The 22,839-nt window shown below is 74.6% G+C and carries 19 protein-coding genes and 1 pseudogene; 14 read left to right on the top strand and 6 right to left on the bottom strand.

What is annotated here, in order from left to right; translation table 11 throughout:
* Positions 1 to 35 precede the first annotated feature (35 nt).
* Entirely contained in the window at positions 36 to 1,256 is a 1,221-nt protein-coding gene (locus IF37_RS0127120; protein WP_030747870.1) for an ANTAR domain-containing protein, read from the top strand.
* A gap of 17 nt (positions 1,257 to 1,273) precedes the next feature.
* Here IF37_RS0127120 and IF37_RS0127125 read toward each other — a convergent pair whose 3' ends face one another.
* The 4 genes from IF37_RS0127125 to IF37_RS42570 form a co-directional block, all read right to left on the bottom strand.
* Positions 1,274 to 1,894, bottom strand: a complete 621-nt coding sequence (locus IF37_RS0127125) for a DedA family protein (RefSeq protein WP_030747872.1) — start codon at positions 1,892 to 1,894, stop codon at positions 1,274 to 1,276.
* Positions 1,895 to 1,943: 49 nt separating this feature from the next.
* Entirely contained in the window at positions 1,944 to 3,176 is a 1,233-nt protein-coding gene (locus IF37_RS0127130; RefSeq protein ID WP_030747874.1) for a cation:proton antiporter, read from the bottom strand.
* A gap of 5 nt (positions 3,177 to 3,181) precedes the next feature.
* Positions 3,182 to 3,667: a cation:proton antiporter regulatory subunit gene (locus IF37_RS0127135; RefSeq protein ID WP_030747876.1), complete on the bottom strand. Its 486-nt coding sequence runs from the start codon at positions 3,665 to 3,667 to the stop codon at positions 3,182 to 3,184.
* Positions 3,668 to 3,775: 108 nt separating this feature from the next.
* Entirely contained in the window at positions 3,776 to 3,958 is a 183-nt protein-coding gene (locus IF37_RS42570) for a hypothetical protein (RefSeq protein ID WP_079165899.1), read from the bottom strand.
* Positions 3,959 to 4,260: 302 nt separating this feature from the next.
* On the opposite strand from IF37_RS42570, the gene IF37_RS0127145 reads away from it, so the two are divergent.
* From IF37_RS0127145 to pgm, 3 genes are all read left to right on the top strand, one after another.
* Positions 4,261 to 5,748 carry an MFS transporter gene (locus IF37_RS0127145; RefSeq protein WP_253915863.1) on the top strand — a complete coding sequence of 496 codons (1,488 nt, stop codon included), beginning with the start codon at positions 4,261 to 4,263 and terminating at the stop codon, positions 5,746 to 5,748.
* Positions 5,749 to 5,915: 167 nt separating this feature from the next.
* Positions 5,916 to 6,755: a chitosanase gene (locus tag IF37_RS0127150; RefSeq protein WP_030747882.1), complete on the top strand. Its 840-nt coding sequence runs from the start codon at positions 5,916 to 5,918 to the stop codon at positions 6,753 to 6,755.
* 114 nt (positions 6,756 to 6,869) lie between these two features.
* Entirely contained in the window at positions 6,870 to 8,510 is a 1,641-nt protein-coding gene (gene pgm / locus IF37_RS0127155) for a phosphoglucomutase (alpha-D-glucose-1,6-bisphosphate-dependent) (RefSeq protein WP_030747884.1), read from the top strand.
* Positions 8,511 to 8,570: 60 nt separating this feature from the next.
* On the opposite strand, the pseudogene IF37_RS42575 reads toward pgm, so the two are convergent.
* Positions 8,571 to 9,470: pseudogene (locus IF37_RS42575) on the bottom strand (SGNH/GDSL hydrolase family protein); the annotation flags it as partial.
* Positions 9,471 to 9,695: 225 nt separating this feature from the next.
* A complete protein-coding gene (locus tag IF37_RS0127165; protein WP_030747889.1) occupies positions 9,696 to 9,953 on the bottom strand; it encodes a DUF5133 domain-containing protein in 258 nt (85 codons plus the stop codon).
* Positions 9,954 to 10,136: 183 nt separating this feature from the next.
* Between IF37_RS0127165 and IF37_RS0127170 the strand changes: the two genes are divergently transcribed.
* From IF37_RS0127170 to IF37_RS0127215, 10 genes are all read left to right on the top strand, one after another.
* On the top strand, positions 10,137 to 11,744 hold the full coding sequence (locus IF37_RS0127170; RefSeq protein ID WP_030747892.1) for an adenosine deaminase: 1,608 nt from the start codon (positions 10,137 to 10,139) through the stop codon (positions 11,742 to 11,744).
* Between the two features lie 633 nt (positions 11,745 to 12,377).
* Positions 12,378 to 12,902: a hypothetical protein gene (locus IF37_RS0127175; protein WP_030747895.1), complete on the top strand. Its 525-nt coding sequence runs from the start codon at positions 12,378 to 12,380 to the stop codon at positions 12,900 to 12,902.
* A 391-nt stretch (positions 12,903 to 13,293) separates the two neighbouring features.
* Positions 13,294 to 15,423, top strand: coding sequence for a hypothetical protein (locus IF37_RS0127180; RefSeq protein ID WP_030747898.1), 2,130 nt, complete (start codon positions 13,294 to 13,296; stop codon positions 15,421 to 15,423).
* Positions 15,424 to 15,571: 148 nt separating this feature from the next.
* Entirely contained in the window at positions 15,572 to 17,083 is a 1,512-nt protein-coding gene (gene pelF, locus IF37_RS0127185) for a GT4 family glycosyltransferase PelF (protein WP_052845390.1), read from the top strand.
* Complete coding sequence (locus IF37_RS0127190; protein WP_030747907.1) at positions 17,080 to 18,471, top strand: hypothetical protein; 1,392 nt, start codon at positions 17,080 to 17,082, stop codon at positions 18,469 to 18,471. The genes pelF and IF37_RS0127190 overlap by 4 nt, the downstream gene beginning before the upstream one ends.
* Positions 18,472 to 18,522: 51 nt before the next feature.
* Positions 18,523 to 19,524 (top strand): GDP-mannose 4,6-dehydratase, encoded by a 1,002-nt coding sequence (locus tag IF37_RS0127195; RefSeq protein WP_030747909.1) that lies wholly within the window; start codon positions 18,523 to 18,525, stop codon positions 19,522 to 19,524.
* Positions 19,525 to 19,564: 40 nt separating this feature from the next.
* Positions 19,565 to 20,278, top strand: coding sequence for a sugar phosphate nucleotidyltransferase (locus tag IF37_RS0127200; RefSeq protein WP_030747910.1), 714 nt, complete (start codon positions 19,565 to 19,567; stop codon positions 20,276 to 20,278).
* A gap of 7 nt (positions 20,279 to 20,285) precedes the next feature.
* A complete protein-coding gene (locus IF37_RS0127205) occupies positions 20,286 to 21,182 on the top strand; it encodes an NAD(P)-dependent oxidoreductase (RefSeq protein ID WP_030747912.1) in 897 nt (298 codons plus the stop codon).
* Positions 21,179 to 21,850, top strand: a complete 672-nt coding sequence (locus tag IF37_RS0127210) for a spherulation-specific family 4 protein (RefSeq protein ID WP_037857114.1) — start codon at positions 21,179 to 21,181, stop codon at positions 21,848 to 21,850. The genes IF37_RS0127205 and IF37_RS0127210 overlap by 4 nt, the downstream gene beginning before the upstream one ends.
* 37 nt (positions 21,851 to 21,887) lie before the next feature.
* Positions 21,888 to 22,541, top strand: coding sequence for a hypothetical protein (locus IF37_RS0127215; RefSeq protein ID WP_030747922.1), 654 nt, complete (start codon positions 21,888 to 21,890; stop codon positions 22,539 to 22,541).
* The last annotated feature ends 298 nt before the right edge of the window (positions 22,542 to 22,839 follow it).

Below are 22,839 nucleotides of genomic sequence, written 5' to 3' on the forward strand. Positions count from 1 at the left end.
GGGAACAAGGTGGGAGCGTGGAACGAGGTGCCAGGGTGACCGTGCAGCCCGTGGCCGAGCAGGCGGTGGTGCTCCGGCTGTCGGGCAGCATCGACGTGCGCGGCGCCGGCGAACTCGGGCGCGAGCTGGGGCCGCGGCTGCGGCGGGCCGACGAACGCGGCCAGCGGCTGGTCCTGGACATGTCCGGGGTGCGCCGGCTGAGCAGTACGGCGGTCGACACGCTGGACGCCCACACCCGGCACCGCACCGCCGGCCCCGTCCTGGTCACGGGCGCCACGCCGCAGGTCCGCGGTGTGCTGACCACGACGCACCTGCCGGGCATCCGGCTCTACCCCACCCTGGAGGGCGCGCTGGCCACGGTGTGTGCGGGCGGCCCCGCACCGGCACCGGCCGCACCGGAGCGTCCGCGGACCCCCGAGAGCCCGGAGCCACCGGTGGCAGGGGAGGCGCGGGACACGGTCGGGGAGACGTCCGGGGAGGTCCTCGGACTGCGGGCCAAGGCCCGTACCAGCGGGATCATCGGCATCGCCCAGGGCATCCTGATGGCCCGGTACGGCCTGCCGGACCCCGCCGCCGCCTTCGCGCTGCTGCGCGCGGGCTCGCAGCACCACAACGTGCCGCTGCGGGTCCTGGCCTCGGCGGTGGTGACCGCTCCGCCGCCGCGCACCGCACGGGAGTGGTTCCCGGGACGCCTGCACACCCCGCCGCCCCCCGTCGGCCCGCAGGACGTCGAGGCGGTGAACCCGCGCGACCGGCGGCAGATGCTGACGGCCGCCGTGTACGCCGCGGTGACGCTCGCGGACGCCGACGCGGCCGAGATCCACCTGACCGACGCCGGCCAGGACGAGGCGCTCGTCCTGGAGGCCCACCACGGCCTGGACGCGGCCTACCGCGACTGTCTCGCCCTGGTCGCCGGACCGCCCGCGGTCTGCGCGCGGGCGCAGGCGGCTGGACGGCCGGTGACGGTGCCCGACGTGGCGGCCGATCCGGCCCTGGCCGGCCACCCCGTCGGCCGGGCGGTCCTCGCGGCGGGCAGCCGCGCCCTGTACGCCACCCCGATGGTCACGGCGGCCGGGGGGTGCGGCGGAGTGGTGTGCGTGCACCGGGCGGACCCGGGCGTCTGGCTCACCGAGGGCCAGACGGCCGCCCTCGACGCCCTGGCCCGGGATCTGGCCGCGTGGCGCTCGTGGTACCGGCGCACCGTGGTGCAGGACGCGCTGGAGTACCTGCACGCCCACGGGTCGTCGGGCGGCTGAGCCGGGGGCCGGGGGCCTCAGCGCTCGCGGCGCCGCCGCACCAGGTGCCGTACGGCGAACCCCGCGACCACCAGGGCGGCGGCGGTCAGGACGTACGGTTCGTAGCGCCGGATCTCGTCGTAGACCGCGGTGATGTGGCTGCCCGTCAGATAGGCCAGGGTGGTCCAGAGGCCGACCCACAGGGCCGCGCCCAGGGCGTTGAAGGCGAGGAAGCGGCGCCAGCGCATACCGGTCGTGCCCGCGATGATCCCGTTGGCCTGGCGCAGGCCCTCCACGAACCGGGCCACCGTCACGATTTTGCCGCCGTGCCGGGTGAAGAACGCCTCGGCGGCCTCGAACCGCTTCGGCGTCAGCAGGACGTACCGGCCCCAGCGGTGCACGAAGGCCCGCCCGCCGGACCGTCCGATCAGATAGCCGATGTTGTCCCCGGCCACGGCCGCGGCGAACGCGATGACGGCCACGGCGACGATGTTCAGCCGCCCCGCGCCCGCGTACACCCCGGCCGCGAGCAGGATCGTCTCGCCGGGCGCGGGGACACCGAAGTCCTCCACGAGGACGACGGCTCCCACCGCCAGGTAGCCGTAGTGGTCGAGTAGCGGCGCCAGGTGGTCCAGCGGTCCCGGGAGGGGAGGGGGCATGCCTCCACCGTACGTCCGTGCGGTCGGCCCCCGGGCCCCCGCCCCCGCGTCACGAGCGGGTGGCCGGCGCCTGTTCCTCCGCGGGGACCGCCTCCGGTCCGGGCCCGGCCGGTGCGGCGGGCCGGCGGCGGCCGGTCAGCCGGCGGGCGAGCGGCTCGGTGTAGCGGGCGGTCAGCGGTCCGAGGACGACCAGGATCAGCACGTAGGCGGTGGCCAGCGGGCCGAGGTCGGAGTCGATGCCGGAGGTGACGGCGAGCCCGGCGATGACGATGGAGAACTCGCCGCGGGCCACCAGGGTGCCGCCGGCCCGCCACCGGCCCTTGGCCGATATCCCGGCCCGGCGCGCCGCCCAGTATCCGGTGGCGATCTTCGTGAGGGTGGTGACGACGGCCAGGGCGAGCGCGGGCAGCAGCACGGGCGGGATGCTCGCCGGGTCGGTGTGCAGGCCGAAGAAGACGAAGAACACCGCCGCGAACAGGTCCCGCAGCGGCGCCAGGAGGTTGTGCGCGCCCTCGGCGACCTCCCCGGACAGGGCGATGCCCACCAGGAACGCGCCGACCGCCGCCGAGACCTGCAACTGTTGGGCGACCCCGGCCACCAGCAGGGTCAGTCCGAGCACCACCAGCAGCAGCTTCTCCGGGTCGTCGGTGGAGACGAACCGGGAGATGTGCCGGCCGTAGCGCACCGCCACCACCAGCACCAGGCCGGCCACCCCGAGCGCGATGGCCAGCGTCAGGCTGCCCGCCGCGAACCCGGTCCCGGCCAGCAGGGCCGTCACGACGGGCAGGTAGACCGCCATGGACAGGTCCTCCAGCACCAGGATGCTGAGGATGACCGGCGTCTCCCGGTTGCCGATCCGGCCCAGGTCGCCGAGGACCTTGGCGATGACGCCGGAGGAGGAGATCCAGGTGATACCGGCCAGGACGAAGGCGGCGATCGGGCCCCAGCCGAGCAGCAGGGCCATCGCCGCGCCGGGCAGCGCGTTGAGGGCCGCGTCCACCAGACCGGCCGGGTACTGGGTCTTCAGGTTGGAGACGAGGTCGCCGGCCGTGTACTCCAGGCCCAGCAGGAGCAGCAGCAGGACCACGCCGATCTCGGCGCCGATGGCCACGAACTCCTCGCTCGCGCCGAGCGGCAGCAGCCCGCCCTCGCCGAAGGCCAGGCCGGCCAGCAGATAGAGCGGGATGGGCGAGAACCGCAGGCGGGCGGCGAGCCGGCCCAGCAGTCCCAGGCCCAGGATGATCGCGCCGAACTCGATCAGGAAGACCGCGGAGGAGTGCACGCGGATCACTCCCGACCGAGTATCGCGGCGGCGGCGTCGACGCCCTCGCGGGTGCCGATGACGATCAGCGTGTCCCCGCCGGCCAGCCGGAAGCCGGGGCCGGGGGAGGGGATCGCCTCGGCGCGGCGCAGCACGGCCACGATCGACACGCCGGTCTCGGTGCGCATCCGGGTGTCGCCGAGCAGCCGCCCGTTCCAGTGCGAGGTGCCGGACAGCTCGATCCGCTCGGCCACCAGGCCCAGCTCCGTGGTGGACAGCAGGGTGGGGCTGTGGTGGGTCGGCTTCAGGGCGTCCACCAGGGCCTCCGCCTCCTGTCCGGTGAGGCGGACCGACAGTCCGCAGTCATCGGGATCGTCGCGCCGGTAGGCGCTGAGAGTGCGTGTGCCGTCCCGGTGGGCCACCACCGAGAGGTGGCCGCTCTCGCGGGTCGTCAGGTCGTACCGGACGCCGATGCCCGGCAACGGTGTCCTGCTGGTGCGTGCGGTGCTCATGGCTGCCCCCCTGCCGGGTTTGAAGGTTCCTTGATGAAACCATTACCTGAAGCTTAACCGTGCCATGATCGGTCCTGGCAGGGGGCCTCGCGGTGGGGCAGGGGGGCGCTAGGGGCGGGGGGTGGCGGAGCCCTCGCCGTCGCCGGGGCCGGGCTGGCACGCGTGGCACAGTTCGTGCTCCCCGTCGCGGGTCACGACGGTTCCCCAGCCGAGGCACGACTCGCAGCCGCGGGCGAGGCCGAGATCGGGGCGGGGCGGCAGAAGAGGGCTGCGGTGGGCTCCGTACGCCATACGGTGAGCGGCTCCTTCGACGTCGCGGGGGTGGGCGAGGGGAATCTGACAACGCTGTCCCGGTCGACCTCCATTATGTCCTACTTTTCCCTTGTGTCTGTGATGTGGGTCACATGCACCCCGGAGCGGATCGAGTGGCTCCGTTTCTGAATCCGCGGGAAGGGCAGGCGGTGATCAAGGCGACGAAGAGGGAGGAGGTACCCGTGAACGGCACGGTGTCCGGCGGGGACGCGAGGTCCGGCGGGGGAGCGGCATCGGGTGGTGAGCGCCGCGGCCACGGCGGGCCACGGGTCCCGGCGGCCGTGGCGCGGCTGCCGCGCCAGGTGCGCGAGGAACTGACCCGCAGGCTCCGCCGCAACCGGGGCGCCTTCCGCACGGACGACGTCCAGGTCGTCGAACCCCCGCTGCTCCGGCGCGCCGTCGGCGCCTCCGCGCTCGGCAACTGCATGGAGTGGTTCGACTTCGGGGTCTACAGCTACCTCGCCGCCACCATCGGCAAGGTGTTCTTCCCGGGCGCCTCCCCGGCCGCCCAGGTCATCTCCTCGTTCGCGACCTTCGCCGCCGCCTTCGTCGTCCGGCCCCTGGGCGGGCTGGTCTTCGGGCCGCTCGGCGACCGGATCGGACGGCAGAAGGTGCTCGCCACCACCATGATCATGATGGCGGTGGGCACCTTCGCCATCGGCGTCATCCCCGGGTACGCCACCATCGGCATCGCCGCGCCCGTGCTGCTCCTGCTGGCCCGCATGGTCCAGGGCTTCTCCACCGGCGGCGAGTACGGCGGCGCCACCACCTTCGTCGCGGAGTACTCGCCGGACCGCCGGCGCGGCTTCCTCTCCAGCTGGCTCGACTTCGGCACCTTCACCGGCTACGCCCTCGGTTCCGCCCTGGTCACCGCGCTGAACCTGGTCCTGTCCGACGGCCAGATGCTCTCCTGGGGCTGGCGTGTGCCGTTCCTGATCGCCGGACCGCTCGGCGTGATCGGCCTCTACATGCGGCTGAGGCTGGAGGAGTCCCCGGCCTTCCGGCAGCAGCTCGACGACCACGAGAAGGCCCTGGCGCAGGAGTCGGCGGGCAGCGAGTTCAGGGACATCGTCCGGAACCACTGGCGGCCCCTGCTGGTCTGCATGGGCCTGGTGCTTCTCTACAACGTCACCAACTACATGGTGACCGGCTACCTGCCCACCTACCAGACCGAGACGCTGCACCGCTCCAGCGGCTCCGCGGACCTCCTGGTCCTCGTCGGCATGGTGTGGATCGTCGTGCTGATCACCTTCCTCGGCCGGCTCAGCGACCGGATGGGCCGGCGCCCGCTCTACGCCGTCGGCGCCGCGGCGCTGATCGTGCTCGCCGTCCCGTCGTTCCTGCTGATCAAGGCGGACGGCACCTGGCCGCCGATCCTCGGTGTGCTGATCCTGTCCACCCTGCTGGCCTGCTTCGCCGCGCCCAGCGCGGCCACCCTGCCCGCGCTGTTCCCGACGGCGGTGCGCTACGCGGCCATGGGCATCGGCTTCAACGTCGCGGTCGCCGCGTTCGGCGGCACCACCCCGCTGGTCACCGCCGCACTGGTCGGCCTCGGCGGCGACGACCTGATGCCCGCCTACTACCTGATGCTGGCCGGCGCCGTCGGCCTGCTCACGGTGGCGTTCCTGCCGGAGAGCGCCCAGGTGCCGCTCAAGGGTTCGCAGCCGATGGTGGGTTCGCGGGAGGAGCGGCGCGCGCTCATCACCACGTCCAAGGAGCTGTACGCCTACACCGAGGAGCGGGAGCGCGCCGGGGCGCGGCACGGCTGAGCCGCCGGGGGCGGGGTCCGGGGGAGTCGCGGCACGGAGGCGGTGTCGTGCGAACGTACGAACTTCTCACGCACCGGGTTACCGGCCTTCCCAGTGTTTGATAGGAAACTTTCCTACCAGTACCGGTACGGGCCAACTCACCACCCCCACTCTCCCCTGGAGTTCCCGTGGTGCACGCAGAACGCTCAACGCCGCCCCTCGCCCGCCTCTCCCGCCGCACCGTCGTGGCCGCGCTGGGCGCCGTCGCCTCCGGCGCCCTGCTCGGCGTGGCGCGGCCCGGCACCGCCTCGGCCGCCGCGCCGGGCCTGGACGACCCCGCGAAGAAGGAGATCGCCATGAAGCTGGTGTCGAGCGCGGAGAACTCCTCGCTCGACTGGAAGGCCCAGTACAAGTACATCGAGGACATCCGCGACGGCCGCGGCTACACCGCCGGCATCATCGGCTTCTGCTCCGGCACGGGCGACATGCTCGACCTCGTCCAGCTCTACGCCGACCGCAAGCCCGGCAACGTCCTCGCGAAATACCTGCCCGCCCTGCGCAGGGTGAACGGCACCGCCTCGCACAGCGGACTCGACCCCGACTACCCCGCGGACTGGCGCCGGGCCGCCCAGGACACCGCGTTCCAGCAGGCCCAGAACGACGAACGCGACCGCGTCTACTTCAACCCCGCGGTCGCCCAGGGCAAGACCGACGGGCTGCGCGCCCTCGGCCAGTTCGTCTACTACGACGCCCTCGTCATGCACGGCGATGGCGACGACCCCACCAGCTTCCGCAACATCCGCAGGCGCGCCCTGGGCAGCGCCAAGCCCCCGGCCCAGGGCGGCAACGAGACGACGTACCTGAACGCCTTCCTGGACGCCCGGGTGTGGGCCATGCGGCAGGAGGAGGCGCACAGCGACACCAGCCGCGTCGACACCGAGCAGCGGGTCTTCCTGAGGAACGGCAACCTCGACCTGAACACCCCGCTCGACTGGAAGGTGTACGGGGACGGCTACCACCTCGGCTGACCCGCCGCCGCGCGGTGCGCCCCGGCACGGTGGGGCGCACTCGCATGGTGCCGCCCCGACGAGGAAAGATGAGCGGTGAGCGATCGACCCCATCACCGCGGAGGAACGGAACTCATGCCGCACGAGCGCGCCGGCCGGCCGGCCGGTCCCGAGGACCTCGTCGACGTCGCCCGGCTGGTCACGGCGTACTACACGCTGCACCCCGACCCGGCCGACCCGGCCCAGCGGGTGGCGTTCGGCACCTCGGGGCACCGGGGTTCGTCCCTGGCGACCGCCTTCAACGAGGACCACATCGCCGCCACCAGCCAGGCCATCTGCGAGTACCGCGCCGCCCGGGGCACGGACGGCCCGCTCTTCCTCGGCGCCGACACCCACGCCCTGTCCGAACCGGCGAAGGCCACCGCCCTGGAGGTCTTCGCCGCCAACGGGGTGACCGTGCTCGTCGACAGCGCGGACGGCTACACGCCCACGCCCGCCGTCTCGCACGCCATCCTGACGCACAACCGGGGCCGTGCCTCCGGCCTCGCCGACGGCGTGGTGGTCACCCCGTCGCACAACCCGCCCGCCGACGGCGGCTTCAAGTACAACCCGCCGAGCGGCGGCCCCGCCGCCTCCGACGCCACCTCGTGGATCCAGGACCGCGCCAACCAGATCATCACGGGCGGCCTGAAGGACGTGCGCCGGCTGCCCTACGCCCGCGCGCTGGCCGCGGACACCACCCGGCGGTACGACTTCCTCGGCACCTACGTCACCGACCTGCCCGGCGTGCTGGACCTGGACGCGATCCGCTCGGCCGGCCTGCGCATCGGCGCCGACCCGCTGGGCGGCGCCTCCGTCGCCTACTGGGGCCGGATCGCCGAACAGCACGGCATCGACCTGACGGTGGTCAACCCGCACACCGACCCCACCTGGCGGTTCATGACGCTGGACTGGGACGGCCAGATCCGCATGGACTGCTCCTCGCCGTACGCGATGGCCTCCCTCATCGAGCAGCGCGACCGCTTCCGCATCGCCACCGGCAACGACGCCGACGCCGACCGGCACGGCATCGTCACCCCGGACGCGGGCCTGATGAACCCCAACCACTACCTCGCCGTCGCCATCTCCTACCTCTACCGCCACCGCGAGCAGTGGCCGGACGCCGCGGGCATCGGCAAGACCCTCGTCTCCTCCACCATGATCGACCGGGTCGCCGCCGACCTCGGCCGCCGGCTGGTCGAGGTGCCGGTCGGGTTCAAGTGGTTCGTGGACGGACTGGCCGCCGGCGAGATCGGGTTCGGCGGCGAGGAGTCGGCCGGCGCCTCCTTCCTGCGCCGGGACGGCTCGGTGTGGACCACCGACAAGGACGGCATCCTGCTGGCCCTGCTCGCCTCCGAGATCACCGCCGTCACCGGCAAGACCCCCTCGAAGCACTACACCGACCTGACCGCCCGCTTCGGCGCCCCCGCCTACGCCCGCACCGACGCGCCCGCCACCCGCGAACAGAAGGCGCTGCTCGCCAAGTTGTCACCGGCCCAGGTGACCGCGGACACGCTGGCCGGGGAGGCGGTCACGGCGGTCCTCACCGAGGCGCCCGGCAACGGCGCCTCGATCGGCGGCATCAAGGTCACCACCGAGAACGCCTGGTTCGCCGCCCGGCCCTCCGGCACCGAGGACGTCTACAAGGTGTACGCCGAGTCCTTCCTCGGCGCCGACCACCTGGCCCGGGTGCAGGAGGAGGCCCAGGCCGTGGTGCTGGGCGCGCTCGGCGGCTGACCGGAGCGCGGGGCGGCCCGCGCCACGGGCCGCCCCGCCGGTTCGGCGCCGCCCGTGCCCCCGGTCCAGCCGGGCCGGCACGGCCCGCGCCATGGACTCCTCGCCCCGGGCGTTGGGATGGGCCGGGGCGGCGGGCGCCTCAGGCCGCAGCGGCTCGATCCAGCGGTCGGCGGGCGCCTCGCACATGTCGTGGCCGACGGTGGGGCCGTAGGTGTCGACGTACTCGGCCCCGTTCACGCCGGCCACCAGCCGCAGCATCAGGTTCAGCCGCTTCTCGGTGTCCCGCAGATAGGGGAAGTCCCGCCGGGCGAACGGCACCTGCGGGAAGCAGCCGCCGCCGTCGTCGGGCAGCAGGTCCGGGTAGCCGACCACGAGCACCCGGGCGTGCGGCGCCCGGGCGCGCACCGCGCGCAGCACCCGGTCGGCCTTCGGCGCGGTCCGTACGACGGCGAGGGCCAGCGCGTCGTGTCCGGCGGAGCGGTACGAGCGCTCGCAGGGGTTGCCCGCCGGGTCCTCGGCGGCGAGGCGGGCGCAGGTGGCGATGACGGAGCCGAACCCCACGTCGTTGCCGCCGATCTGGAGGGTCACCAGGTCCGTGTGCCGGTCCAGGGCGTCGAGCTGGGGCGGGTTGCCGCCCTGCGCCTGCCACATCTCGGCGGTCGTGGCCCCGCCGCAGCTCACGTCCGTGAAGGCGGCTGCCTGCCGCTCGGCGGCCAGCATTGACGGGTAGTTGTGGTCCGAACGCGCGCAGCCGGGGTCCACCTGCCGCGGTATGCCGGGGCCCGAGGTGTAGGAGTCGCCGAGCGCCACGTAGGCGGTCCCGCGGCCGTGCGCGGCGGGGTGTGCCGCGGCCGGTACCGGGCCGGCGGCGACGAGGGCGGTGCCGGCCAGCACCGCCCCGAGTACGGCGGCCCGCCGCCGGCCGCGCGCGCCGCCCGCGGGACGCGTGTCGTTCGCCATGGATCCTCCCCCTGAAGACCGCCGCGGCGCGCGGGGCGGCTCCGGACAGCGGCCCCCGTGCTCTCGAAGGGCCCTGTATACCGTCCGGCGGGTCGCGCCGACCAGAAGCGGGAGGCGACCGGTTCGGCAAGGTGACGAGTCCGGGGTGAGACGACGAGTTCAGGGGGCGACGACGAGTTCAGGGAGAGGGAGGGCGCGGGGAACGGGCCCGCCGGGGCGGGCGGTTCACACGCCGGACACCCGCTCCGCCGGGGCGGCCGCCTGGAGCAGGGAGTCGTCCTCCGGCCGGGCCCCGGAGAGGCGGTGGCGGGCGGCGATCAGGGCCATGTCGACGTCCCGGGTGCCGGTGGCGACGCACAGGGTGTAGGAGACGTCCACGAGCCGCTGCCGGGCCTGGGGGGTGCTCTCCTCCGCCCCGAGCAGGGTCGGGGCCTCGTACTGCGTGATGAGGTCCTGCAATACCGCGGGGTGTGCCATGAGCATGCGTTCCGCCTCCCTGGAGGGTCACCGACCGGTGAATTCGCAGCCCGCATACCCGCGCGGGTGACGTACATGCCCGGGCGGCCCGACACGCTGATCACCCGGGATTCACCCGGTCGGGTGTACTCCGGGCGCCGTCCGCCGGATCGGGGCCCGGCGCCGCGGTCCTTCCGTGATCATGCCCCTGTGACTCCGCAACGACGAAGTGCCAGGAGCCGCCGGGTCGTTCCGGCCGTGCTCGGCACCCTCAGTGTCCTCTCCCTGCTGTCCGCCCTGCCCGCCGCCGCCCAGCCGGCGCGCCCGGAGGCCCGGCCCGCGGCGCCGCCGCCCAGGCAGGTCACGGCGGCGGAGGCGCGCACGGACGCCCAACTGCGTTCCCTGCGCGACCGGCCCGCGGCCCTGCGCGACTTCTTCCGGGCGCTGCCCAAGGGCGGGGACCTGCACAACCACCTCTCCGGCGCGGTGTCCACGGAGTACCTGATCGAACTGGCCGCCCGGGACGGGCTGTGCGTCGACACCGCGACGCTGACCGCCGTCGTCCCGCCCTGCGGTGCCGGCACCCGCCCCGCCGCCGACGCGCGCACCGACCCCGCCTTCCGGCAGGCGCTGATCCGCGCCTGGTCCATGCAGGACTTCCCGCCCGGCCGGAACGGGCACGACCACTTCTTCGACACCTTCGGCAAGTTCGGCGAGGTCACCTGGCGGCACCGGGGCAAGCTGCTCGCCGATGTCGCCGACACCGCCGTCCGTGACAACCAGTTCTACCTGGAGACGATGGTCACCCCGGCCTCCGACGGCGCGAAGAAGCTCGCCGCCGAGGTGGGCTGGGACGACGACCTCGCCGCCCTGCACCGCAGGCTGGTCGCCGGCGGCGGGCTGGACCGGCTGGTCGCCGAGGCCCGCGCGGAGGCCGACGCGGGTGACGCCGAGTTCCGTGACGCCGAACGCTGCGGCACCCCGCGGGCCCGGCCCGCCTGCGGCCTCCTCGTCCGCTGGATCTCCCAGGCGTCCCGGGGGAGCGCCCCGGAGCGCGTCTTCACCCAGCTCGCCCTCGGCATGCGGCTGGCCGAGGCCGACCCGCGGTTCGTCGCGGTCAACCTCGTCCAGCCCGAGGACGCGGACATCGCCCTGCGCGACTACTCCCTCCAGATGCGCATGGTCGGCTATCTGCGCACGCAGTACCCGAAGGCCCATGTCACCCTGCACGCGGGCGAGCTGTGGCCCGGGCTGGTCAAGCCGGAGGACCTGAAGTCCCACATCCGGGAGGCCGTCGGCGTCGCCCGCGCCGAGCGCGTCGGACACGGCGTCGACCTCGTCCACGAGGACGACTGGCAGCGCACCGCCCGCACCATGGCCGAGCGCGAGGTGGCCGTCGAGGTGCCCTTCTCCAGCAACGCCCAGATCCTCGGCGTCAAGGGCGCGGACCATCCGTTCACCACCTACCGCCGCTACGGCGTCCCGGTCGTCCTCGCCACCGACGACCCGGGGGTGTCCCGGATCGACATCGCCCACGAGTACCAGTACGCCGCCGCCACCTACGGCCTGCGCTACCCCGAGCTGAAGGACCTGGCCCGCGCCTCGCTGGAGTACGGCTTCCTGCCCGGCGCGAGCCTGTGGCAGGGCAATCCGACCGCGGCCGGCTACCGCACGGTGCCGGCCTGCCGTGCCGAGCGCCCCGGCCTGCCGGCGCGCGGCGCCGCCTGCCGGCATCTGCTCGCGCAGAGCGCCAAGGCCCGACTCGAATGGCAGCAGGAGGCCGCCTTCGCCGTCTTCGAGCGAGCCCACGCCCGCTGACCCCGCCCGCCGCGGCATCGGCCGTCCATCTGCCCCCGCACCGCCGGGAACGTCCGCCCGGCGGGCGGGGGCCGGCCCCCGCCCGGTGACGGAGAGTCGGCCGGGCCCGGCGCCCGCGTCCCGCGCCCGGTGCTCCGCGCCCGGCGCCCGCGTTCTGCGCCCGGTGTCCCGCGTCCGCGCCCCGCGCCCGGCGCCCGCTGTCCCCTGGTTCGGGCGCTGCTCCGGCCGCCCCCTCCGAGGGATCGTCGCAAGGTCCCCGGGCGTCGCCCGCCCCGATGCCCCGTCGCCCGTCTCGACGGACCCGTCGCACCGCCCGATGACCCGCCGCACGGCTCCGTATGCGGCCGGAAAGCGCTCTTTGGCCGGGAATGGTCCCCGTCACAACCGGGGTTCCCCCTTCCGCGGCGGAACGGACGTCTCGTCCGCGCCAATACCGTCCCGGGCGCCACCGGTCCGCCCCGCCCCGCCACCCCCTCCTGTCAAGCACCCCCGGCGTGCGCGTACACGAGGTGTTGCTCATCGTCACGACATCCCCGCAGGTTCTTCACAAGGTGATCACTTTCAGCCGTTCCGGGTCCGGCCCCACGCACGGGTACAGACGCCGCGCCGGACGCCTGCCTAGCCTCCCGGGTCATGCGATCACCTCTGCCGAGACGCCTCGGTCTCACCGCCGTCCTCGCCTTCCTCCTGGCCGTCTTCGGCCTCGCCCCGAGCGCGAGCGCCGACCCCGCGCCGGCCGCCCTGACCTTCGCCACCGACTCCGCCACCACCACCCCCGGCGGCACGGTGAAGCTGTCGATGACGATCACCAACAACCGGACGTACGACATCTGGTTCGTCTACCAGACCATCGACCCGACCTGGCTGACCACCCAGCGCCCGGACCTGAAGTACAGCTTCACCGGGTGCAGCCTGGCCACGGCGAGCGGCAGCACCCCCTGCTCCGGAACCGGTCCGAACAACCTCGGCGGCAACTACGGTTCCACCATCCCGCCCGGTCAGAGCCGCACCGTCACGCTGACGCTCCAGATCGCCGCCGACTCCGGCTGCAACGGCAACATCGGCTTCTACTCGTACTACTACGCCGAGTTCAGCGACAGCACCAACACCAACGGCGGCCCCGTCTACACGCCCGACACCCGGGTGCTCTGCGCCTGACGCACCCCCGGTCCCGCGGCCCGGGCGGCCGGAATCGGCCTCGGGTCGCGGGCGCGCCCCGGCGGAACGGACCACGACACGTCGCCCGGTGGACCGCCTCGGTCCGCCGGTGCGTCGCGGGACGGCCGGTCCGGCCTGCCCGGAGCCGTCCCGCCGCCGCGACCCCCACGTGGCAACGACGGCAAAACGGCCTGTCGGGTTGCCTCGGGACGGCGATGGACAGCCGCACTTTTCCGTCAGGTTTCGTAACTCGACCACAAAAGCTACACAGACACATCACCATGTGATGCGTGACGACCGGCTTCTGAGGGGGACGCCGGCGTCGCGCAAGGGGGTGCGTCCGCTCCATGAGAGCCGTGCTCACCCCTGCCCGGGGAGGGGACTTCACCGCATGAAGCGGACCATACGCACCGCCGCGCTGACGGTGGGCGCGCTGATCGCCGCGCTCGGCCTGCCGGCCGGCCCGGCACAGGCGGACGCCACCGCGCCGCGCATCGATCTCAGAGTCCTGGTGGTGAGCGACGGTGGTCCGGCCACCGACGCCATCGCCGCCGAACTCGACACCGCCGGAACGCCGTACACGAAGGTCGACCTCACGCGCGCCGACCGGCCCACCATCGACGCCGGCTTCCTCGCCGACACCGTCGACGGCCGGCCGCGCGCCAGGTTCCAGGCCGTCGTCCTGCCCAACGACAACCCGTTCGCGGCCGGCAGCGCCGAGATGAGCGCGCTCGCCGCCTACGAGCAGACGTACGCGATCCCGCAGGTGGACGCCTACACCTACGCCCGGCCCCAGGTCGGCCTGCAAGTCCCCACCTCGGGCGGCTACTCGGGCAGCGTCGACGGCGTCCGGGCCCAGGTCACCGCGGCCGGCCGGGCCGGGCCCTTCGGCTACCTCGACGGCGCGGTGCCGTTCGAGGACAACTCGCCCACCGCCGACGAGAGTTACGCCTACCTGTCGGCGCCCGCCGCCGGGGCCGACTTCACCCCGTACGTGCAGGCGACCGTCCCGGGCACCACCCGGCAGGGCTCCCTGGTCGGCGAGTACCGGCACGACGGGCGGCGCGAACTGGTCGTCACCTTCGTCTACAACCAGTACCAGCAGCAGTTCCGGCTGCTGGCTCGCGGCATCGTGGAGTGGATGACCGGCGGGGTGCACCTCGGCGCCTCCCGCAACTACTTCGCCGTCCACGTGGACGACGTGTTCGCCGCCGACGACCGCTGGGACACCCAGCTCAACTGCACGCCCGGCGACGTCGACTGCGCGGGCGGCGCGGGCACGCCCCACCCGATCCGGATGACCCCGGCGGACGTCGACTACGCCACCGCCTGGCAGAACAGCCACGGCCTCACCCTCGACCTGGTCTACAACGGGGCCGGCAGCGTCGACCAGCGCGAGGACAACGACGGCGTCGACCAGCTCGCCGACAAGCTGATCGCCGACCGTGGCCGGTTCCGCTGGGTCAACCACACCTACACGCACGCCTTCCTCGGCTGCGAGCAGAACGTCACCGTCGTGCCGTGGACCTGCGCCACCAACCCGGGCGGCGGCACCAGGTGGGTCAGCCGCGCCACGATCGGCTACGAGATCGCCACCAACCGGGTCTGGGGCCAGGCCGCCGGACTCCCGCTGGAGACCGACGAACTGGTCACCGGCGAGCACTCCGGGCTGAAGATCCTGCCGCAGCAGCCGCAGGACAACCCCAACCTCGCCCTCGCCCTCGCCGACGACGGCGTCAAGTGGCTCGCCTCCGACAACTCCCGCGACCCCCAGCAGCGCCAGGTCGGCCCGGCCACCACGGTCTCCCGCTACCCGATGAACGTCTTCTACAACGCGGGCCGGGCGGCCGAGCAGGTCGACGAGTACAACTGGCTCTACACCAGCCGGGCCCAGGGCGGCAGCGGCATCTGCGAGGACAACCCGGCCACGACCACCTGCCTGCCGGCCCCGCTGGACACCGGCACCGGGTTCGGCGACTACATCGTGCCGCTGGAGACCCGCATCGCCCTCGGACACGTCCTGTCCAACGACCCCAAGCCGCACTTCATCCACCAGTCCAACCTGGCCGAGGACCGCATCGCCTACCCGGTCCTGAGCGGCGTACTGGACGGCTACGACGCCCTGTTCGCGGACAACACCCCGGTGGTCAACCTGCGGATGAAGGCCATCGGCGCCGAACTCCAGCGCCGCGCCGCCTGGAAGACCGCCGTCAACGCCGGCCAGGTCACCGCCTACCGCGTCGGCGGCACGGTCACCGTGCAGGGGCCGAACGGCACCGCCGTCCCGGCGACCCTGCCCACCGGCACCACCCTCGGCGGCGCCGCCTTCGGCACCGCGTACGCGGGCGCGGTCTCCGGCTGGACCGCCTCCTCGGGCAGCGCGCTCACCTTCACCCTGCCGTCCACCGCCACCGCGCACGCCGCGAGCGCGGACGGCACCGCCGCCGCACCCTCCCCGGCCCCGCGCACCAGGGTCCCGGCGGGCGTGACCGAACGGGTTCCGTACACCCCGGACAGCTGACCGGCGCACCGACCGGGGCCGGTCCGGCTGCTCCCGCGCACCCCGCGCACGGGAGCCGGCCGGACGGCCCCGGGTCCCCGCCGCCCGACCGGCGGCCCGGACCCGGACCCGCACGACCACCCCACACCTCGGCCGTGGAGCCCCATCGATGCACGTTCAGCACGGCGTGCGCCGCCCCGGCGCCGCGCACGTCACCCTGCTCACCGAAGGCACCTACCCGCACAGCCATGGCGGCGTGAGCGTCTGGTGCGACCAACTCGTCCAGGGCATGCCCGACCTCGACTTCGACGTCATCGCCGTCACCGGCACCGGACGCGAACCCGTCGTCTGGGACCTGCCCGGCCACGTCCGCGACGTGCTCTCCGTGCCCATGTGGGGAGCCCCGCCCGAGGGCCGCCCGCCCCGGGGCCGGGCCCTGGGCCGGCTCGCCGGCGCCTACGAACGCCTCCTGACCGCGACGCTCGACCCACGTGCCGAGGACGAGTTCCCGGCCGCGCTGTACACGCTGGCCCGGGCCGCCGCCGACGGCGCGCTGAGCCCGTTCCTGCGCGGCGACCGGGCCGTCACCATCCTCGCCGGGGTGTGGAACCGCCGCGGCCTGCCCGTCCGCGAGGCCCGGCCCACCCTGCACGACGCGGTCACCGCCACCGCCCTGCTGGAACACGCCCTGCGCCCGCTCGCCGCACCCCCGCCCCGGCACGGCGTGGCCCACGCGGTCAGCGGCGGGGTGGCCGTACTGCCCGGCCTCGCCGGACTGGAGCGCTACGAGGTCCCGCTGCTGCTCACCGAGCATGGCGTCTACCTGAGGGAACGTTACCTCGGCTATCGCACCGCCCCCTACCGCTGGCCGGTGAAGGCCGTCGTCCTCGGCTTCTTCCGGCTGCTGGCCGAGGAGAGCTACCGCCGGGCCGCCCTGATCACCCCCGGCAACCGCTACAACCGGCTGTGGGAGGAACAGGGCGGCGCCGACCCGCGGTCCATCCGCACCGTCTACAACGGCGTGGACCCGGCCGCCTTCCCGCCCGCCGGACCCGAACCGGACGCGCCCACGCTCAGCTGGGCCGGCCGCGTCGACCCCATCAAGGACCTGGAGACCCTGATCCGCGCCTTCGCCCTGGTCCGCGCGGACATACCCGAGGCCCGGCTGCGGCTCTTCGGCGGCACACCGCGCGGCGGGGAGGCCTACCGGGAACGCTGCGAGGCCCTCGCCGCCGACCTGGGCCACGCCGGCGCCGTCACCTTCGAGGGCCGGGTCGACGACATCAAGGACGCCTACGCCGCCGGGAACGTCGTGATGCTCTCCAGCATCAGCGAGGGGTTCCCGTTCACCCTCATCGAAGCCATGTCCTGCGGCCGGGCCACCGTCTCCACCGACGTGGGCGGCGTCCGGGAGGCCGTCGGCGACACCGGCCTGGTCGTCCCGCCGCGCGACCCGGCCCGGATGGCGGCGGCGGCCCTGGAACTGCTCGGCGACGCCGGGCGGCGCCGGGCCATGGGGGAGGCGGCCCGGCTGCGCGTCATCGAACGGTTCACCCTGCGCCAGACCATCGACACCTTCCGCGCCATCTACCTCGAACTCCCGTACCACGCTAGCCCGCTCACACCGGCGGCCACCCGGGAGCACCGGCCGCGGATCGCCGCCGGGAGCCTGGCCGGATGAGCGGGCCCATGGCGCTGGAACCGGGCGGCGCCGAACAGGACACCCTCGCACTGCGGCTCGCCGGGACGCCCGCCCGCGGGGACGACCGCACCCTCGCGCTCCGGCTGCCCGGCTCCCTGCCCGACCCCGAGGCGGTGAGCCGGCTGGCCGCCGCCCTCGCCGACCGGATCGGCCCCGCCGTCCACCCCTACGAGGTGGCCGCGCTGCTGGAGGCCGAAGGGCTGACCGCCGAGCAGATCAAGCAGCGCTACGGCCACCCCAACCTGTTCTCCCTCGCCACCGCGCTCTACGAACAGGTGCCCCGGACCTTCCCGGAGCCCGCACCGGCGGCCGACCCCTGGCGCCCGGACACCGTCCGCTGTCTGCTGCGCGGGGTGCTGTTCGCCCTGCCGGGCCTCGCCTACCTGCTCACCGCGCCCGTCTGGCACCCCGGCCGGCACGCCGCCGCGCCCATCGTCGCCGGACTGGTCTCCTGGGCGTGGGGCCAGGCGCTCGGCCACCGCGCCCACCTGCGAATGGCGACCGGCCGCCGGGAGGCCGCCCGCACCCTGCTGACCGGCGCCCCGCTGGGCGCGGCCCTGGCCACGGCCGCCGCGGCCCCGCTCGCCGGCGGCCGGGCGGTGCTCCTCGCGGCGGCGGCGCAGTCGCTGTACCTGGCGGCGGCCGGCGTCCTGCTGGTGCTGGCCCGGGAACGGCTGCTGCTCGCCGCGCTCACCCCGCTCGTCGCGGGCGCCGCCGTCCTGCCCTGGTGGGAACCCGGCACCCCGCTGCGCACCGGGCTGCCGCTGCTCGCCCTGCTGGCCACCCTCGCCGCCACCGGCCATGCGCTGCGCGGGGCCCTCGCCGTCCCGGCCGCGTCCGGCGGCAGCCGGCCCCGGCCGCTGTGGTCCCTGCCGTACGGGCTGTTCGGACTGGCCGCCGGGGTGCTGGTGCTGCTGGAAGGGCGGCGCGCACCGTACGCGGTGATCGCGCTGACGCTCAGCATGGGCCCCGCCGAATGGCTGCTGTACCGCTACCGGGGCCTGTCGGTGGCCGCGCTGCGCGCCACCGCCACGCCCGCCGGTTTCCTGCTCCGCTCCGCCGCGGTCCTCGGCGGCTGCCTGTGCGCCTACCTGCTGCCGCTGCTGCCCGCCGCCTGCCTCACCGGCGCCGCACCGGCCACCCTGCTGCTCCTCGCGGCCACCCTGTGGACCGCGCTGCTGCTCCAGGCGTTCGGCACCGCATGGCCGCCGGCCGTCATCTGTCTGGCCGCCGCCGCGGCGGCCGGCGCGGGAGCGCTCGGCCTGCCGCCCGGCCCGGCCGCCCTGCCGCTGTGTTGCGGCGTCGCCGTCCTGGGCCTCGTGGCGTACGCGCTGCTGCTGCTCGGCCGGCCCGCCCGGCACGTCTGACGCCGTCCCCGCACCACCCGAAACCACCGACCCACCGGAAGGACCGCCGAGTTGACCTCCGTACCGCTCGCCGCCGTCACCGGAGCCGACGGCTTCATCGGCTCCCACCTCACCGAGGCCCTGGTCGCCTCCGGACACCGGGTCAGAGCCATGGCCCAGTACAACTCCTTCTCCTCCTACGGCTGGCTGGAGACCCTCGCCCCCGACGTCCTGGAGCACGTGGAGATCGTCCTCGGCGACGTCCGCGACCCCGGCTCGGTCCGCGGCCTGCTCGACGGCGCCGACGTCGCCTACCACCTGGCCGCCCTGATCGCGATCCCGTACTCCTACCAGGCACCGCACAGTTACGTGGAGACCAACGTCACCGGCACCCTCAACGTCCTGGAGGCGGTCCGCGCGCTCGGCACGCCCCGGCTGGTGCACACCTCCACCAGCGAGACCTACGGCACCGCGCGGACCGTGCCCATCACCGAGGACCACCCGATCAACACCCAGTCCCCGTACGCCGCCTCGAAGGCCGGCGGCGACCGGCTCGCCGACAGCTACCACGCCAGCTTCGGCACCCCGGTGGTCACCCTGCGGCCGTTCAACACCTTCGGGCCGCGCCAGTCGATGCGCGCGGTCATCCCGACCGTGATCGGCCAGGTCGCGGCGGGGGAGCGCACCATCACCCTCGGCGACCTCAGGCCCACCCGGGACTTCACCTTCGTCAGGGACACCGCGCGGGCGTTCCTCGCCGTCGGCTCCGCCCCCGCCGAGCGGGTGGTCGGCCGCACCTTCAACGCCGGCACGGGCGGCGAGATCTCCGTTGGCGACCTCGTCGCGCTGATCGGCAAGGTGATGGACACCGCCCTCGACGTCCGGGAGGACGCCGCGCGCATCCGGCCCGCCGACTCCGAGGTGATGCGGCTCGTCGCCGACGCGGGCCGGCTCACCGCGGCCACCGGCTGGCGGCCCGCCCACACCCTCGAACAGGGCCTCGCCCACACCGCGGAGTTCTTCCGCGACCCGGCCAACCTGGCCCGCTACAAGACCGGCATCTACAACATCTGACCCGTCCGGCACGGCCCCCACCCAACGAAGGAGGAGCCCCATGCACGCAGTGATCCTGGCGGGAGGCAAGGGCGTCCGGCTGCGGCCCTACACCACCGCGCTGCCCAAGCCGCTCGTGCCGATCGGCGACCAGCACGCCATCCTGGAGATCGTGCTGCGCCAGCTGTCGACCGCGGGCTTCACCCGCTGCACCCTCGCGATAGGCCACCTCGGCGAGATCATCCGCGCCTACGTCGGCGACGGCTCCCAGTGGGGCATGAGCATCGACTACGCCACCGAGGACAGCCCGCTCGGCACCATGGGACCGCTGCTGGGCCTGCGGGACCGGCTGCCCGAGAGGTTCCTGGTGATGAACGGCGACATCCTCACCGACCTCGACTACGCCGACGTGCTGCGCCGGCACACCGCGTCGGGCGCCCCGCTCACCATCGCCACCTATGCCCGCAAGGTGCACATCGACTTCGGCGTGCTCACCACGGACGCCAGCAGGGTGGTCGCGTTCACCGAGAAGCCCAGCATGGACTACCGCGTCTCCATGGGGGTCTACGGCCTCAGCCGCGCCACCCTGGACGGGTACACGGCGGGTCTGCCGCTCGGCTTCGACGAACTCGTCCTCGACCTGCTGAAGGCCGACAACCCGCCGCACGCCTACGAGTTCGACGGCTACTGGCTGGACATCGGCCGCCCCGACGACTACGACCGGGCGAACGCCGAGTTCACCAGCCGCAAGTCCCTGCTGCTCAAGGGAGCCTGAGTACCGCATGCGCATCCTCGTCCTCGGCGGCACCGGATACCTGGGCCGCCATGTGGCCGAGCGGCTGCGCGCCCTGCCCGGCGCGCACGTCCTCGCCGCCGGCCGCCGCACCGCCGGCCTCGGCGCCGACCTCGCCCGGGACCGGCCGGAGCGGCTCGCCGAGACCCTGGCGGCGGGGGCCCCCGACGCCGTGGTCAACTGCGCGGGCGCCACCGGCGGCGACGCCGTGACCCTGGCCGAGGTCAACGCCCGCGGCCCCGCCGCGCTCTGCGCGGCGTTGCGCGAGGCGGCCCCCACGGCCCGGCTGGTGCACCTCGGCTCGGCCGCCGAGTACGGGCCGGGCAGTCCGGACACGCCGGTCACCGAGTCGGCGCCGGCCTGCCCGGTCACGCCGTACGGCGCGACCAAACTGGCGGGCACGGTCGCCGTGACCTCCGCCGCCCTGGACGCGGTGGTGCTGCGGGTCGGCAACCCGGTCGGCCCCGGGGCGCCCGTGGCGAGCCTGCCCGGCCGGCTGGCCGCCCTGCTCCGCACGGCCGGCCGGGACCCCGGGGCGGTGCTGCGCCTCGGGGACCTCTCCGCCCACCGCGACTTCGTCGACGTACGGGACGTGGCCCGGGCGGTGGAGTCGGCCGTCACCGCGCCCGGACCGCTGCCGCCCGTGCTGAACACCGGCGGCGGGAGGGCCGTACCGGTGCGGGAACTGGCGCACGGCCTGGCCCGGCAGGCCGGGTTCCCAGGCACGCTGGAGGAGGGCACGGGCGGCTCGGCGCGCTCGGGGCAGGTGTCGTGGCAGTGCTCGGACATCTCCGCCGCCGCCCGGGCGCTGGGCTGGCGGCCGGTGTACACCCTCGACGACGCCCTCGCCGCGCTGTGGGCGGCCACCCTGGAGCGGGTGCCGTGAACCTGCTGGTACCGCTGTACGTGCACCCCGCCGAGGACCCGGGTGCCTGGCACCGGCTCATCGGGGCGGCGGATCGCACCTGGGCGGTCGTCCTCAACCCGGCCAGCGGGCCCGGCACCGCGCCCGACCCCGCGTACACGGCGGCGGCCCGGGCCCTGCGCGCCGCCGGGGCCCGGCTGCTCGGCTACGTCGACACCGACTACGGCGTCCGGGACCGGGCCCGGATCACCGAGGAGGTGCGCCGGCACCGCCAGTGGTACGCGGCCGACGGCTGCTTCCTGGACCGGGTGACCGCCGGCCCGGAGGGCCTGCCCGCCTGCCGCCGACTGGTCCGGGACCTGCGCCGCTCGGGCGCCGGGACCGTCGTCCTCAATCCGGGCGTCCACCCGGCTCCCGGCTACGTCCGGCTCGCCGACCTGACCGTCACCTTCGAGGGGCACTGGGCCACGTACGTCTCCTCGTTCACCCGCCCGGCCTGGGCCGCCCGGCACCCGCCCGACCGGGTGTGCCACCTCGTCTACGGCGTGCCCGGGGTCCTCGTCCCGCTCGCCGTGCGCACCGCGGCCGAGCGGGGCGCGGCGGTGTGCGGACCGGTCACGGGCGGACCCCCCAATCCCTGGGCCGCGCTGACCCCGGCGCTGGCCGGCGCGGACGGTGTGGAAGGCTGAGCCCCCCGCACGCGCGCAACGGGAGGCAGCGACCGGCATGGCCGTCATCCACCGGACCACCCTCAAGCCCACCAAGCTCGAACTGCTCACCGGGTGGCTCCCCACCCGCCCCTGGTACCGCGGCGGTCCCGCGCCGGTGCTGGAGAAGTCCGGCGGCTTCCGGCTGGACGACCCCGCCGGCGCGGTCGGGATCGAGTTCCTCGTGGTCACCGACACCGCGGATCCCGGGCGGACCGCGTACCTGGTGCCGCTCACCTACCGCGGGGCGCCGCTGGAGGGGGCCGGGCACGCCCTGGTCGGCACCATGGAGCACGGGGTGCTGGGCAGGCGCTGGGTGTACGACGGCTGCCACGACCCGGTCCTGGTGACCGAGTCGCTGGCGCTGATCGAGGGCCGGGCGCGGGCGATGGACCAGAACGTCAGCGACACGCCCGACCACGAGGTGACCCGCTCCCGCACCGGCGCTCCGCTCGGCCCGGCGGAGTGCGCGCCGGAGCCGGCCGACGACCGGGACGGCACCCGCCTGCCCGCGCCGCACGGCACGGTCCTGGAGGTGCACCGGGTCCTCGGCCCCGTCGCCGAGGACCCGCCGCTGCCGCCCCGGGGCGCCCTCGGGCATGTCGCCACGGGCTGGACGGGACCGGACGGCAGCCGGCCGCGGGGCGTCCTCATGACGCTGCGGCCCGCCTGATCCGGACGCCGTGCGGACCGGGGGCCGTCCCGCGCACGGCGCCGTATGGCATGTCCAGGACAAATCTGTCACTCTTTTCCGGCAGTCCGCGCCCCGACCCGCGGGGGCGCGGCGGCTCACCCGCACAGCGCTCACGCGAGCACCGTCCAGGACCGCCCCGGCGCACCCCGGCCGGCCGCGCGGTCACCGAGCAGGCCGGACCCCGGCCGCCGCAAAGGAGTAGCGTGTGAGATCGACCCCCCACAAGGCCCTCGGCCTCGGTGCGCTCACCGTCGCCGCCGTCGCCGCCCTCGTCCTC

The organism is Streptomyces sp. NRRL S-31 (genome assembly GCF_000718775.1).
Lineage (GTDB): Bacteria > Actinomycetota > Actinomycetes > Streptomycetales > Streptomycetaceae > Streptomyces.

Bases quoted from the DNA above. Each gene is read 5' to 3' on its own strand.
- IF37_RS0127190 (WP_030747907.1), top strand. From the start codon at position 17,080: ATGAGCGGGCCCATGGCGCTGGAACCGGGCGGCGCCGAACAGGACACC.
- IF37_RS0127200 (WP_030747910.1), top strand. From the start codon at position 19,565: ATGCACGCAGTGATCCTGGCGGGAGGCAAGGGCGTCCGGCTGCGGCCC.
- IF37_RS0127175 (WP_030747895.1), top strand. From the start codon at position 12,378: ATGCGATCACCTCTGCCGAGACGCCTCGGTCTCACCGCCGTCCTCGCC.
- IF37_RS0127215 (WP_030747922.1), top strand. From the start codon at position 21,888: ATGGCCGTCATCCACCGGACCACCCTCAAGCCCACCAAGCTCGAACTG.
- IF37_RS0127180 (WP_030747898.1), top strand. From the start codon at position 13,294: ATGAAGCGGACCATACGCACCGCCGCGCTGACGGTGGGCGCGCTGATC.
- pgm (WP_030747884.1), top strand. From the start codon at position 6,870: ATGCCGCACGAGCGCGCCGGCCGGCCGGCCGGTCCCGAGGACCTCGTC.
- IF37_RS42570 (WP_079165899.1), bottom strand. From the start codon at position 3,958: ATGGCGTACGGAGCCCACCGCAGCCCTCTTCTGCCGCCCCGCCCCGAT.
- IF37_RS0127125 (WP_030747872.1), bottom strand. From the start codon at position 1,894: ATGCCCCCTCCCCTCCCGGGACCGCTGGACCACCTGGCGCCGCTACTC.
- IF37_RS0127135 (WP_030747876.1), bottom strand. From the start codon at position 3,667: ATGAGCACCGCACGCACCAGCAGGACACCGTTGCCGGGCATCGGCGTC.
- IF37_RS0127205 (WP_030747912.1), top strand. From the start codon at position 20,286: ATGCGCATCCTCGTCCTCGGCGGCACCGGATACCTGGGCCGCCATGTG.
- pelF (WP_052845390.1), top strand. From the start codon at position 15,572: ATGCACGTTCAGCACGGCGTGCGCCGCCCCGGCGCCGCGCACGTCACC.
- IF37_RS0127165 (WP_030747889.1), bottom strand. From the start codon at position 9,953: ATGCTCATGGCACACCCCGCGGTATTGCAGGACCTCATCACGCAGTAC.